The organism is Streptomyces sp. NPDC093598, assembly GCF_044764825.1.
GTDB lineage: Bacteria > Actinomycetota > Actinomycetes > Streptomycetales > Streptomycetaceae > Streptomyces.
Map to the genome: position 1 here is coordinate 24,976 of NZ_JBIWIV010000025.1, position 11,820 is coordinate 36,795.

Annotated in this window: 12 protein-coding genes and 2 pseudogenes; 3 read left to right on the top strand and 11 right to left on the bottom strand. The window is 72.9% G+C overall.

Annotated features, from left to right (window positions below; all coding sequences use genetic code 11):
* Window positions 1-15 precede the first annotated feature (15 nt).
* The 5 genes from ACIRDU_RS37450 to ACIRDU_RS37470 form a co-directional block, all read right to left on the bottom strand.
* On the bottom strand, window positions 16-2,127 hold the full coding sequence (locus tag ACIRDU_RS37450; protein ID WP_403588486.1) for a xanthine dehydrogenase family protein molybdopterin-binding subunit: 2,112 nt from the start codon (window positions 2,125-2,127) through the stop codon (window positions 16-18).
* Window positions 2,124-3,128, bottom strand: a complete 1,005-nt coding sequence (locus ACIRDU_RS37455; RefSeq protein ID WP_403588488.1) for an FAD binding domain-containing protein — start codon at window positions 3,126-3,128, stop codon at window positions 2,124-2,126. The genes ACIRDU_RS37450 and ACIRDU_RS37455 overlap by 4 nt, the downstream gene beginning before the upstream one ends.
* Window positions 3,125-3,655 (bottom strand): (2Fe-2S)-binding protein, encoded by a 531-nt coding sequence (locus tag ACIRDU_RS37460; RefSeq protein WP_403588490.1) that lies wholly within the window; start codon window positions 3,653-3,655, stop codon window positions 3,125-3,127. The genes ACIRDU_RS37455 and ACIRDU_RS37460 overlap by 4 nt, the downstream gene beginning before the upstream one ends.
* A 93-nt stretch (window positions 3,656-3,748) precedes the next feature.
* The gene (locus tag ACIRDU_RS37465) at window positions 3,749-4,897 is read right to left on the bottom strand and encodes a hypothetical protein (protein ID WP_403588492.1); all 1,149 of its coding nucleotides are present in this window, start codon (window positions 4,895-4,897) and stop codon (window positions 3,749-3,751) included.
* 107 nt (window positions 4,898-5,004) lie between these two features.
* Window positions 5,005-5,328: a hypothetical protein gene (locus ACIRDU_RS37470; RefSeq protein WP_403588494.1), complete on the bottom strand. Its 324-nt coding sequence runs from the start codon at window positions 5,326-5,328 to the stop codon at window positions 5,005-5,007.
* A 388-nt stretch (window positions 5,329-5,716) separates the two neighbouring features.
* Between ACIRDU_RS37470 and ACIRDU_RS37475 the strand changes: the two are divergent.
* Window positions 5,717-5,956 (top strand): annotated as a pseudogene (locus ACIRDU_RS37475) (IMP dehydrogenase); the annotation flags it as partial.
* Window positions 5,957-6,104: 148 nt separating this feature from the next.
* On the opposite strand, the pseudogene ACIRDU_RS37480 reads toward ACIRDU_RS37475, so the two are convergent.
* Window positions 6,105-6,347 (bottom strand): annotated as a pseudogene (locus ACIRDU_RS37480) (hypothetical protein); the annotation flags it as partial.
* On the opposite strand from ACIRDU_RS37480, the gene ACIRDU_RS37485 reads away from it, so the two are divergent.
* Together ACIRDU_RS37485 and ACIRDU_RS37490 are read left to right on the top strand one after the other, a co-directional pair.
* Window positions 6,328-6,765: an ATP-binding protein gene (locus ACIRDU_RS37485; RefSeq protein WP_403588496.1), complete on the top strand. Its 438-nt coding sequence runs from the start codon at window positions 6,328-6,330 to the stop codon at window positions 6,763-6,765. The pseudogene ACIRDU_RS37480 and the gene ACIRDU_RS37485 sit on opposite strands and share 20 nt — an antisense overlap.
* 42 nt (window positions 6,766-6,807) lie before the next feature.
* Window positions 6,808-7,170, top strand: a complete 363-nt coding sequence (locus ACIRDU_RS37490; RefSeq protein ID WP_403588498.1) for a hypothetical protein — start codon at window positions 6,808-6,810, stop codon at window positions 7,168-7,170.
* 48 nt (window positions 7,171-7,218) lie between these two features.
* On the opposite strand, the gene ppk2 is transcribed toward ACIRDU_RS37490, so the two are convergent.
* From ppk2 to ACIRDU_RS37515, 5 genes are all read right to left on the bottom strand, one after another.
* On the bottom strand, window positions 7,219-8,175 hold the full coding sequence (ppk2, locus tag ACIRDU_RS37495; protein WP_403588500.1) for a polyphosphate kinase 2: 957 nt from the start codon (window positions 8,173-8,175) through the stop codon (window positions 7,219-7,221).
* Between the two features lie 265 nt (window positions 8,176-8,440).
* Complete coding sequence (locus tag ACIRDU_RS37500; RefSeq protein WP_403588548.1) at window positions 8,441-9,166, bottom strand: SDR family NAD(P)-dependent oxidoreductase; 726 nt, start codon at window positions 9,164-9,166, stop codon at window positions 8,441-8,443.
* A gap of 109 nt (window positions 9,167-9,275) precedes the next feature.
* Window positions 9,276-10,133 carry an alpha/beta hydrolase gene (locus ACIRDU_RS37505; RefSeq protein WP_403588502.1) on the bottom strand — a complete coding sequence of 286 codons (858 nt, stop codon included), beginning with the start codon at window positions 10,131-10,133 and terminating at the stop codon, window positions 9,276-9,278.
* A 143-nt stretch (window positions 10,134-10,276) separates the two neighbouring features.
* On the bottom strand, window positions 10,277-11,308 hold the full coding sequence (locus ACIRDU_RS37510) for an NAD(P)/FAD-dependent oxidoreductase (RefSeq protein WP_403588504.1): 1,032 nt from the start codon (window positions 11,306-11,308) through the stop codon (window positions 10,277-10,279).
* On the bottom strand, window positions 11,305-11,820 hold the full coding sequence (locus ACIRDU_RS37515) for an isoprenylcysteine carboxyl methyltransferase family protein (protein WP_403588506.1): 516 nt from the start codon (window positions 11,818-11,820) through the stop codon (window positions 11,305-11,307). Before ACIRDU_RS37515 ends, ACIRDU_RS37510 begins: the two co-directional genes overlap by 4 nt.

Genomic DNA, 11,820 nt, shown 5'->3' on the forward strand with positions numbered 1-11,820 from the left:
CCGCAGTGACCTGTCTCATACCGCCTTCCGCGCCCGGCGATCGAGCAGCCCGGCCAGCACCCGGTCCGGCGTGAGCGGGAGTTCCCGGAATCGGACGCCCGTGGCGTGGTGCACCGCGTTGCCGATCGCGGCGGCCGTCCCGACGATGCCGATCTCCCCGATCCCCTTGCTGCCCATGGGGTTGAGACGGGAGTCGTCCTCGTCGAGCCAGTGTGCCTCGATCTCGGCGACGTCGGCGTGCACGGGCACGTGGTAGGACGCCAGATCCGACTCGGTGAAGTCACCGAACGCGGCGTCCATGGTGCTGCCCTCGGTCAGCGCCATGCCCAGGCCCATCGTCATGCCGCCGACGAACTGGGAGCGCGCGGTACGGGCGTTGAGGATGCGGCCCGCCGCGTACACCCCGAGAAGCCGGCCGACCCGGACCTCGCCGGTGACCGTGTCCACGGTGACCTCGGCGAAGTGCGCCCCGAAGGCGTGCCGCGCGAAGTCGCTCTCGGCGTCCGCCACGCCCTGGGTGTCGGCGCGGGCGTCGAGGCCCTGCTCGGGCAGCGGCCCGGTGTGCTCGGCGAGCCGCCGGGCCAGCCGGGCACACGCCTCGTGGACCGCCCAGCCCCAGGAGGCGGTGCCGGACGAGCCGCCGGCCAGCGGCGCCGACGGCAGTTCCGTGCTGCCGACCTCGACCCGCACCCGCTCCAGCGGCGCCCCGAGGGCATCGGCGCCGACCTGCGCCAGTACGGTCCGCGCGCCGGTCCCGATGTCGGCGGCGTTGATCCGCACCAGAAAAGTCCCGTCGGGCAGCGCGCGGGCCGCCGCCGTGGAGGGGCCCACCATGACCGGGTAGGTCGCCGCCGCCACCCCCGTTCCCAGCAGCAGGGGTCCTTCCCGGTGGGAGCCCGGACGGGGATCGCGCCCGTCCCAGCCGAAGCGCCGGGCGCCTTCGCGCAGACACTCGACCAGATGCCTGCTGCTGAACGGCTTGCCACTGTCGGGCTCGACGTCCGGTTCGTTGCGGACACGCAACTCGACCGGGTCCATGCCGAGTTCGCCGGCGAGCTCGTCCATGGCCGACTCCAGCGCGTACATGCCTGGCGCCTCGCCCGGCGCCCTCATCCACGACGGGGAAGGCACGTCCAGTGCCGCCACCCGGTGCACCGTACGGCTGTGGGGCGCGGCGTACATCACCCGTGCGGGTACCGCCGCCTGCTCCACGAACTCCTTGATCCGGGAGGTGTGCGTGGTGACCTCGTGCACGAGGGACGCGAGGCGGCCGTCCGTATCGGCTGCGAGCCGCAGCCGGTGGAGGGTCGGGGCGCGATGCCCGACGACGGCGGGCAGGTGGCGGCGCGGCAGGGCCACCGTCACCGGCCGTCCCGTCTCGCGTGCCGCCATGGCGGCGAGCACCACGTCGGGCCGTGGCGTGCCCTTGGACCCGAAGCCGCCGCCGACGTGCTCGGCGGTGACGACGATCCGCTCCTGTGGCATGTCGAACAGCCCGGCGAGCACCGCCCGTACGGTGTTGGTGCCCTGGCTGGAGGTGTGCACGGTGAGCCGGCCGTCCTCCCAGCGGGCGGTGCTGGTGTGCGGCTCCATGGGGTGGTTGTGCAGCGGCGGCACCCGGTACGCGACGTCCACCCGGGCCGGCGAGGAACCGAATGCCCCGTCCGGGTCGCCCTGTTCACGTACGGCCGGATGACCGCCGTTGGCCTCCTCGGGCACATACACACCCGGGTGCGAGGCGGTGAGGGCCACGTCGTGCTCCTCGGCGTCGTAGGCGACGCGGACGGCGGCGGCACCCGCCCGGGCCGCCTCCAGGGTCTCGGCCACCACCAGGGCCACGAACCAGCCGCGGTGCGGAACCCGCGCGTTCTGGAGCACGGCGAGCGTGGGATCGTCCGGCTCCGCGAGACGCGGCGCGTTCTCGTGGGTGAGGACGGCGATCACGCCGGGCACGGCCAGGGCCTCCGCCGTGTCGACGCCGGTCACCCGGCCCCGGGCCACACGCGCCGGCACCGGCCAGGCCTGGGCCCGGCCGGGGAAGTGGAACTCGGCGGCGTAGCGGGCGGTACCGCTGACCTTCTCGCGTCCCTCCCGGCGCTCGGCGGGGGCGCCCACACTGCCGGTCATGAGGCCCTCCTGGTGAGCGCGGTGTCCGTGAGCCGGGACAGCACGTCCACGGCGAGGTTGCGGGCGAGGGGCACCTTGTAGGCGTTGTCGCGCAGCGGCTGTGCGGCGGACAGCTCCAGCTCCACGGCGTGCTCGAACGCCGCGCGGGTCGGAGCCGCGCCCAGCAGCGCCTGCTCCGCGCGCCGCGCCCGCCAGGGCCGGTGCGCCAAGGCCCCGAAGGCGAGCCCCGCAAGGCCGATCACCCCGTCCTCAAGACGCAGCACGACCGCGACGGACGCGAGCGCGAAGGCGTACGAGGCCCGGTCGCGGGCCTTCCGGTACGCCGACGGCAGTCCGGCCGTGGCGGCCGGCAGCACCACTCCGGTGACCAGTTCGCCGGGGCGGATCTCGGTGTCCTGCTCGGGCCGGTCCCCGGGCAGCCGGTGGAAGTCGGCCGCCGGGACATTCCGGGCTCCCTCGGGCCCGTGCAGCTCGACACGCCCGTCCAGAGCGGCGAGTGCCACCGCCATGTCCGACGGATGGGTGGCGATGCAGTGCGCGGAGTGCCCCAGCACCGCGTGATCACGGTGGACGCCGTCCCGTGCGCCGCAGCCGCTGCCCGGCTCGCGCTTGTTGCAGGGCTTCGACAGATCCTGGAAGTACGGGCACCGGGTGCGCTGGAGCAGGTTCCCGCCCGTCGTCGCCGCGTTGCGCAACTGCCCGGAGGCACCCGCGAGCACCGCCTGTGACAACGCTGGGTACCGGTCGCGGACGAGGGGGTGGGCGGCGAGGTCGCTGTTGCGGACCGTCGCCCCGATCCGCAGCGCGCCGTCGGGCAGTTCCTCGACCTCGTCCAGCGGCAGGCGGGTGACGTCGATGAGGGCGGCGGGGGTCTCGACGCCGAGCTTCATCAGGTCGACGAGGTTGGTGCCGCCACCGAGGTAGCGGGCATCGGGGTGGGAGGCGTACGCGGAGGTCGCCTCCGCGACGCTGCCGGCGCGGACGTAGGCGAACTCCTTCACGGGATCACGTCCTCGACCGCCTCGGCGATCCGCGGATACGCGCCGCATCGGCACAGGTTGCCGCTCAGCCGCTCCCGGATCTCCTCCCGGTCCAGCGGCACCGGCTCACCCGAGGGGGCGGCAGGGTCGGTGACGTGCGAGGGGTGACCGGCCGCCGCCTCGGCGAGCGCGCCGGCGGCGGAGCAGATCTGGCCGGGGGTGCAGTAGCCGCACTGGAAGGCGTCACGCTCCATGAAGGCCCGTTGCAGCGGATGCGGTTCCTCCCCGTCGCCGGACAGGCCCTCGACGGTGGTGACGTCGCAGCCGTCCAGGGCGACCGCGAACAGCAGACAGCTGTTGACGCGCCGCCCGTCCACCAGCACCGTGCAGGCGCCGCACTGGCCGTGGTCACAGCCCTTCTTGGCGCCCGTGAGGTCGAGGTCCTCCCGCAGGAGGTCCAGCAGGACCCGCCGGTGGTCGAGGGTGAGCGTGTGGGGTTTGCCGTTGACTCGGAGCGTGGTCTCCGAGTGGTGCTGGTGGTTGCCCATGTCGTGGAGGACCTTCCCGGGCGAGCCGTGATGCCGTAGGGACCGCGTATCCAGGAGGGCACGGCTGACACGTACGCCCCACGAAGAAGGTGCCTACCGCTCCGACGCCACGTGCTGGGCGGCGGCGCTCTCCTCGTCACCGGCCGGAGCCGCGGGACGCTTGATCTTGAAGCGTTCGAACGTCCGCGTGAGCTGCTGGAGCGGGGACGCGGCCGGCGGACCGGACGGCTGCGGTCCGACGGGAGCGGTGCCCGCGGACTCCTGATAGGCGACCAGAGCCTCGTGGGCGCTTTCGGCCGCCTCCCGGTACAGGTCACGGGACTTCGTCATGGCCTCCAGCGCCTCGGCGTACATGGCCACCAGAGCGCGCTGGCGCTCCAGCTCCTCCTCGAGCGTCAGCAGGTGCCAGTCCTCGCGCAGCGCGGTGAGGGCCTCCTCGGCGCCGTCGGGCAGGGGCCTCGGGAGAGCGGCGAACCGCGTCACGGCGTCGACCAGATCGGCGGGCTCGGAGCCGTCGAGGAAGACCGCGCGCACGGAGAAGTCCTGCGCGTCGTAACCCTCCGGTGCGGGGACGCCGGGCAGTACCACCGCTCCACCGCGCGGCACCTGGACACCGGAGTCCCGCAGGGCCCAGTTCAGGCCGCGCAGCTGCTGCGGGGCGGCGTGATGCTCCACCACACGGTGGCGCAGGCCCGGAGGCAGCCACCGTGCCACCGGCGTACGCCCCCGGTCGTCGGTGGTCATCGCCTCGTGGACGACCACATGGATGTGCCATCCGCCGCGCACCGCGTTTCTCAGCAGGCGGCGGATCTCCTTGTCGTCCTGGGGCAGCGGATTGATCTCCCCCAGGGCCAGCCGCGTGGCGGCGTCCTGCTCCCAGGCGGTGTCGGGTTCCTCCGGCCAGAACAGGGCGGCGGGGGACGGCCACGCGTCGTTCCACGGTTCCTCGGCCTCGGCGGCAAGAATCCACTCCTGCCCGGGCCCGTCACCCGCGCCGGTCCGCACACTCAGCCGGGCACGTACGGTCACGTCGTCGCCGACCCGCCAGCGCGCCTCGAAGACCCGCTCCGCCGGGGCGGCCCCGCCTTCGGGCAACTCCAGGAAGTCGTCGATGGCCTGACTGTCCTTGCGCTGCTGAAGGGAGCGCCGGAGAACGTCGTGCGCGGAGCCCGGAGCGTGGCGGCCGCGCGCCAGCCACACCGTGGCGGGAGTCATGGAGCGGACGGTGAGGGAGGTCTGCATGGGTCCATCTATGAGCGGGGGTACGTGCGCCTGCCAGTATCGTCGCCGCAGGCCGACGGGTGCTACCCGGGGTCGCACCCGGCTCCGTGCGCCGGTGACGAACGTACCTACGAGCCTTCACCTCCCCGGTCGGGGCGGGGCTCCCGCCCCGCGGCGACATCGGTCACGCCCGACTCCTCGGCGGTGTCCTCCCCGCCGGGACGCGGCGCACTCCGGCCGCCCGCCTGGCCGCCGCTCGTGGTGCCGTAGCCGCCCGGGACGCCGGGGACGCCGTCCGCGTCGGCCTGCTCACGGCTGATGTGCCGCGTCGCGCGCACGCCCGCGCGCCGCTCCGGGTGCGGATAGCTGAAGGGACGGGCGGCGGCCCGCTCCGCCTCGGCGTTCTCCACCTGCCGGGTCCGGTCGTTCTCTTCTTCGGTCTCGTCGCTCATGCGCACCGCGTACCCGTGCCGGGCCGCGCCATGTGACGCGAGGGCGGCGCCATGGAGCCATCGGGCGGCGCGAAGCGGCACCGGGCCGTGCGGTGCGGCGTCCGGCAGCGCCCTGGGGTGGCGCCGGAAGCGCGGGATGTGCGCCGTGCGCGCGGGGTGTGAGCGCCGCGCGCACATCGGCGGATCTCACGCGTGGCCCGCCCGTCGCACGGTCCCGACAATGGTGCGCACGAGCAGGGCCCGCCCACCATCCGCATCGGGGCGGGCCCTGCTCGCTCCGCGGAACCCGGTGCGTGGTGCGCCGTTCAGCGATCCCCGTCGCCGGCGGGGTCCGCCGCCTCCGCCCCGGTCGCCGCCCAACTGGTGAGGAGCTTCAGCCGGTCCTCGCTTCGTGGGCGTCAATCACGACGTCACCCTCAGCGGCGAGGAACTCTTCTTCTCCCAGGTCCATCTGCACGGCGGCCCCGCCCCGGTGCGCCGCTTCCTGCCCGAGTTGATCGACCTGATCCGCCAGCGGAAGATCAACCCCGGCAAGGTCTTCGACCTCGTCGTCCCGCTCGACGAGGCCGCCGAGGCCTACCGGGCCATGGACGAGCGTCGCGCCGTCAAGGCCATGCTCACCGTCTGACCGAGGCCTCGCGCCGCGGCAGCGCACACCTGGACCGGCTGAGCGCGGGCCCGAGCAGGACGGCGTGACCGTGCGCGGTTTCCCCGCCGACGTACAGCCCCGTCCCCCGCGCGGACCTCATGAAGCCGGTCCTCGACACCGGCGCCGACGACTCCGGTGCCAGGGCCTGGTGGAGCATGGCCGCGTAGGCGCTCTCGGCGGCGAAGGCGATGGACGTGCCCGCCCGGTCGGGGGAGGGGCGTACCGCGCTGCCGCCGTTGACGAACAAACATCTGCGCCGCCCAGCTGATCGTCCCATGCCTGTAGAGGCGGCGACCGGGTACACGGTTCCGCACGAGCTGGTGCGGGTGGACGAGAGGGGACCGGGGGCAGTGGCAGTGAAGGCGATGGGGTGGGCGCACTCGTTCCGTATCTCCGAAGGCGTGCGCGCAGGGCGGGAGTGGACCCGCGGGCGGCTCGAGTCCCTGCCCTGGGCCGCCGCCGAGCCGGACACGGTGGACGCCGTCGTGCTGGCCGTGTCCGAGCTGATCACGAATGCGCACATCCACGCGCACAGTGACGCGCACCTGGTCCTCACATGGGACGGCGACTGTCTCCATGTGAGCGTCCACGACGAGGACCCGACGCTGCCGCGCCAGCGCGAACCGGAGCCGGGGGAGGTCTCCGGCCGTGGAGTGGCCATCGTGCGGACGCTCGCCGACGAGTGGGGGATCAGGTGCCAGCGGCACGGCAAGACGGTGACGGCGTGCTTCCGCCCCGCCGATGCCGGCGGCTCCGGGGCCGACCGGCAAAGCGGCAGCGGCAGTTGAGTTCCGCTCACCGATGAGGCCGCTTCAGAAGGGAGAAGTGTCGTGTACCTGGCACGTGGATCGAGTGACGACCCCTACGTCTGGCTCTGGGTCCTGGGCGCTCTCGCGCTGTACGCGCTGATCAGCTACGCACTGGCATACCGCGCCCGTGCCCGGCGCGGTTCCGCTCATCCGGCTCAGGACGCCCTGCACGACCTCAAGGACCGGGAAGATCCCCAGCCGCCGGAGAACCGCTTCGTCAGCCGCCTGATCATGCTGTTCGGAGGCGGACTCACCGGTCTCGTCGCCTACCTGACCAGTGGCGCCGTGCGGGTCCTGACGGTGGGGCTCACCGCCGTGGTGGCGGTGACCGTCTGGGCCTACTACGACCACCGCACGGAAACGCGCGCTGCCGCCCAGCGATGATGAAGCGGACCGGGGCCCTCTCGCACCCGCGGGAGGGCCCCGGGGGTGTCAGCCGGTCTCGGGGTGGTTGCCGGGCCCGTCGGAACCGGGGGACAGCGGAGTGGGCGACAGCGTGCTGTCCTCCTCACCGGGCTCCAGCAGGGTGTCGGCCGCGCCGACGATGAGGGGGTCGGGTGTGCCGACCGCCTCGCGGTCCTTGCTGGCGTAGTCGATGCGCGACAGCAGGCTGCGCATGGTCTCCAGCCGCGCGCGCCGCTTGTCGTTGCTCTTGACGACGGTCCAGGGGGCGTGTGCGGTGTCCGTGGCGCGGAACATGTCCACCTTCGCCTCGGTGTAGTCGTCCCAGAGATCCAGCGAGGCCAGGTCGGTGGGGGAGAGCTTCCACTGGCGCACCGGGTCGACCTGCCGGATCGCGAAGCGCGTGCGCTGCTCGCAGCGGGACACGGAGAACCAGAACTTCAGCAGCAGGACACCGTCGTCGACCAGCATCCGCTCGAAGGCCGGGCACTGGTCGAGGAACAGCTCGTACTCGTCCTTGGAGCAGTAGCCCATCACGCGCTCCACGCCGGCCCGGTTGTACCAGGAGCGATCGAAGAAGACGATCTCCCCGGCCGTCGGCAGATGCGCGATGTACCGCTGGAAGTACCACTGGCCCATCTCGCGTTCGGTGGGCTTGTCCAGGGCGACGACGCGTGCGCCGCGCGGGTTGAGCCGCTCGATGAGCCGCTGGATCGTGCCGCCCTTGCCCGCCGCGTCACGCCCCTCGCACACGACGATCACGCGTGCGCCGGTGTCCTTGACCCACCGCTGGAGCTTGAGCAGCTCTATCTGCAGAACGCGCTTGGCCCGCTCGTACTCCTTGCGGCCCACCTTGCGGTCGTACGGATAGTTCTCCTGCCATGTCCGGATGGGGCGCCCGTCTCCGTCCAGCACGATCGGCTGCTCTCGCCGGCTGTCGTCCACGGTCAGTCCGTCCAGCAGCTTGTCGGCGTCTTCGGCGTTCATCACGAGGCTCCCCGCTCGGCTCGTACAGCCGGTCGAATAAGGTCATGCGGCCAGGGGAGCGGCGGCCTGCGCACCGCGCACGGTGATGACGGCGGCGACCGGCACGATCGGCTCCCACGGCTGGTGGAAGCACGGGTGCCCCGCCTCGTCCCTCCCATGTGAGGAGCTGCCGGATGCGCGGCTGTGCGCTCGTCGGAGCGCAGAGCCGGTGGACCGCGGCTCCACCGGCCGCGTCATCGGTGCGTACGCCGTGGGAGCCACCCGCTCAGAGCGCGGTTCCCGTCTCCTCGGCCAGCACCCGTACGAGACGGTCCTGGAAAGCCTCGTCGTGGACGGAGCGATGCGGCTGCAACCGTCGGCCGTGGTACCAGTACCCGCCGGTGGTCAGGGCCTCCGGTTCGTCGCTCGACGCCAGCCACTCCTGCGTCTGGTGGCCGAGCTCGAGGTCGTCCGGCGCGCTCGGGCCGCCCATCCTCGTCGGTACCCACCCGGGGTCCACGGCGTTGCTCAGCACTCCGGGTCGCAGCCGGGCCACCACGGCCGCGAGCGTCGTGACGAAGAGCTTGCTGTCGGCGTACGACCCGGCGCTCTCGCCCCGCCAGTCGACCCCGTCGAGCGACGGACGGCCGCCGAGATGCGAGTTGCTGCTCAGGTACACCAGCCGGCGCGGCCCACGCAGCAGGGCGGTCAGCAGATAGGGCGCGACGATGTTGACCGGCATGACCGCCGGTCCGCTCCACACCCCGGCGTTGTGGATGACGGCGTCGAGCGGCTGCGCGGCGTTCAGCTCGTCGGCGATCCGCCGTACGGCGTCACGGTCGGCGAAGTCACCCACCACGGTCCGTGCCCCACGGTCGGACAGCTCGCCCAGATCCGCCGCGCGCTCCTCGTTCCGGGCGTGCACCACCACGTCGTGCCCCGAGGCCAGCAACGCCTCCGCCGCCGCACGCCCCAGCCCGTCCGCGGAACCGGTCACCAGGATCCGGCTCACTGCTCCTCGCACGAGACTGCCTCCTTCCAGATCACACAGCCGTTGAGCCCGGGTACCCCGCCATCCGAGACGACTTCGAGGTGCTGGTCGCCCCCGTTCGCGGAGCGCCTCACTCGGTCGTGAGAGCGGCGAGTTGCCCCAGGACCCGGGCGGCCGGTGCCGGGTCGGTCAGCCACTTCAGGTGGCTGCCCTCGAGCGTGCGGACGTCGTAGGGGTTCTCCGGCGTCAGCGCGTTGCCCTCGCGGATCAGCCGGTCCTGAAGGGCGAGCGGCATACTCGCGTCGTCGGCCAGACGCACGAAGGTCTTCGGGATGCTGCCCCAGGTCGCCGCCCGCGCCCGGTCGGCTGACGTGCCGGCGTCCAGATTCTCGTCGGGCTGGAAGGTGTTCAGGAAGGTCAGGAACTCCTCGTCGGTGCCGTCGGCGAGGAAGGCCGCCTTGAGCGCGGCGAGGGCGTCCGGGTCCGCGGTGCGGAAGTTGACGCGCAGCAGGCCGAGTTCGGCCGGGTTCCCGGCCGCGGCAAGACCCAGCGAAGCGACGTCGACGGTGGCCATCTCGGGCTCGGCGTAGTAGCCGGCGACGTCCAGCTCGACCGGGCACCAGGACGCCACGTAGACGAGGCGGTCGATCAGGTCCGGCCGTGCGTTGGCCGCGGCGGTGGCCGTGACGCCGCCACGGCTGTGCGAGACCAGGATCACCGGACCGTTCTCCTTGGCCCGCTCCAGGATCCCGATCAGGTGCGCGGCGTTGTCGGCGAGCGTGACCCCCTTGATCGAGCCGGGTGCGGTGGCGAGCCCCGCCAGGTCCTGCGGTGCCTGGTAGGCGCGCACATAGGTGGCCGCGAACCCGTGGCCGGGCAGGTCGACGGCGACCGAGCGGTGGCCGAGGAGGCCGAGTTCGGCCTGGAGCGGTGCGAAGGAGAAGGAGTTCGCGAAAGCCCCGTGAACCAGGACGAACGTCGGTCGCATCTGACTGCTCACTTTCCGGTCTCAAGCGCGCGGATCGAGAAGGCGAGGCGGACGGCCGCCCGGCATGGTCGGGCCACGCTACCCAGCAGTGGATCATCGGCGCCAGAGATAAAGGCGCCGGCGACAACGGTCGACGGAAAGTCCTACGCCAGTGCGTTCACCGCTGCCGCGAAGACGCGGGGCAGGCGGGCCGCGGTGGGCATGATCAGCGGTGCGAGCGCGGGCCGCTGACGGGTCCTCACCAGGAGATCGGTCAGCAGCCGGTGGCGGCGGGTGGCGCGGTTCCAGTCGGTCTCGTAGCGGCCCGGTGTCCCGCGGCGCACATTCGTGACCAGGGCCCGGGCGCCGGTGAGGGCGAGGGAGATCCCCTCGCCGGTGAGAGCGTCGATGTATCCGGCGGCGTCACCGACGAACAGCACCCGGCCGTGAAAGCGGGTGCGGGCCCGCTGGCGCAGCGGCCCCGCGCCGCGCACCGCGGTCACGGCGGCGGTCCGGGGTAGTCGGGCGGCCAGCTCGGGAAAGGCCGCCAGTTGCGTGTCGAAGGGAGCCCGCCGGGACGTCAGGAGTGCGACTCCGACGAGCGAGGGGCCAAGCGGGGTGACGTACGCCTCCCCGTGGGGCCCCCAGTGCACCTCGACGCAGGACGCCCACGGGGGAACCGCGTAGTGCCGGCGCAGTCCGTATCTGGGCTCGCCCCGGGTCCTCACCTCCAGGCCGAGCGAGCGGCGCACCGGTGAGTGCAAACCGTCCGCGGCCACGAGCCACCGGGCGCGCAGACCCGCGCCCGGCACGGTCACACCGGTGGCGTCCTGCCGTACCTCTTTCACGTGCAGGGGCAGTACGGGCACCCCGGCGTCGGTGACGGCCCGGTGCAGGGCGTCGTGCAGGCCGGTGCGGCGTGTGCCGAGGCCGGGGCCGTGCCGGAAGGCCGCCTGGACCTGGCGGGATCCCTGGACGTAGCGGATACCGGTGATCGGCTGCCCGGGGACCTCCAGGCCCAGAGCGGCGAGGGCCCGTACCGCACCGGGCATCAGGCCCTCGCCGCACGCCTTGTCGACCGGGGCGGGGCGGGGCTCCGCCACGACGACGTCGAAGCCGGCGCGGGCGGCGTGCAGAGCGGTCGCCAGCCCCGCGGGCCCGCCACCGGCGATCACCATGTCGAGGGTGCGGCTCATGCGGGTACGGCCCCGGCGAGGGCCGCGTTCTCGCAGCGGATGCGGACGGCGAGCAGCCAGGCGTTGGCCGCGGTGAACACCAGCGCGCTCAGCCACGCACCGTGCACCAGGGGCAGGGCGGCGATCTCCACGACGACGGCCACGTAGTTGGGATGGCGAAGGAACCGGTAGGGCCCGCTGCCGACCAGACGTGCTCCGGGTACGACGATGACGCGGGTGTTCCAGTACGGCCCGAGCGTCATCACGCACCACCAGCGCAGCGCCTGGGCCAGTGCCACGAGGACGAGCGCGGTCCAGCCGAGCGCGGGCAGGAAAGGCCGGTCGGCCAGGGCTGATTCGAGGAAGCAGCACACCAGCAGGCCGGTGTGCAGGGCGACCATGGCCGGGTAGTGGCCGCGGCCGTGCTCGACACCGGAGCGGGCCAGGGTCCAGGACGCGTTGCGCCGGGCCACGACCAGTTCGGTGAGGCGTTCGGCGGCGATGGCCAGGAGGAGAAGTGCGTACCACGTCAT

What these genes read in the sequence shown, in the direction of transcription:
- ACIRDU_RS37450 (WP_403588486.1), bottom strand. Translation starts at nt 2,127, where the DNA reads ATGACCGGCAGTGTGGGCGCCCCCGCCGAGCGCCGGGAGGGACGCGAG.
- ACIRDU_RS37460 (WP_403588490.1), bottom strand. Translation starts at nt 3,655, where the DNA reads ATGGGCAACCACCAGCACCACTCGGAGACCACGCTCCGAGTCAACGGC.
- ACIRDU_RS37465 (WP_403588492.1), bottom strand. Translation starts at nt 4,897, where the DNA reads ATGCAGACCTCCCTCACCGTCCGCTCCATGACTCCCGCCACGGTGTGG.
- ACIRDU_RS37470 (WP_403588494.1), bottom strand. Translation starts at nt 5,328, where the DNA reads ATGAGCGACGAGACCGAAGAAGAGAACGACCGGACCCGGCAGGTGGAG.
- ppk2 (WP_403588500.1), bottom strand. Translation starts at nt 8,175, where the DNA reads ATGAACGCCGAAGACGCCGACAAGCTGCTGGACGGACTGACCGTGGAC.
- ACIRDU_RS37505 (WP_403588502.1), bottom strand. Translation starts at nt 10,133, where the DNA reads ATGCGACCGACGTTCGTCCTGGTTCACGGGGCTTTCGCGAACTCCTTC.
- ACIRDU_RS37510 (WP_403588504.1), bottom strand. Translation starts at nt 11,308, where the DNA reads ATGAGCCGCACCCTCGACATGGTGATCGCCGGTGGCGGGCCCGCGGGG.
- ACIRDU_RS37515 (WP_403588506.1), bottom strand. Translation starts at nt 11,820, where the DNA reads ATGACGTGGTACGCACTTCTCCTCCTGGCCATCGCCGCCGAACGCCTC.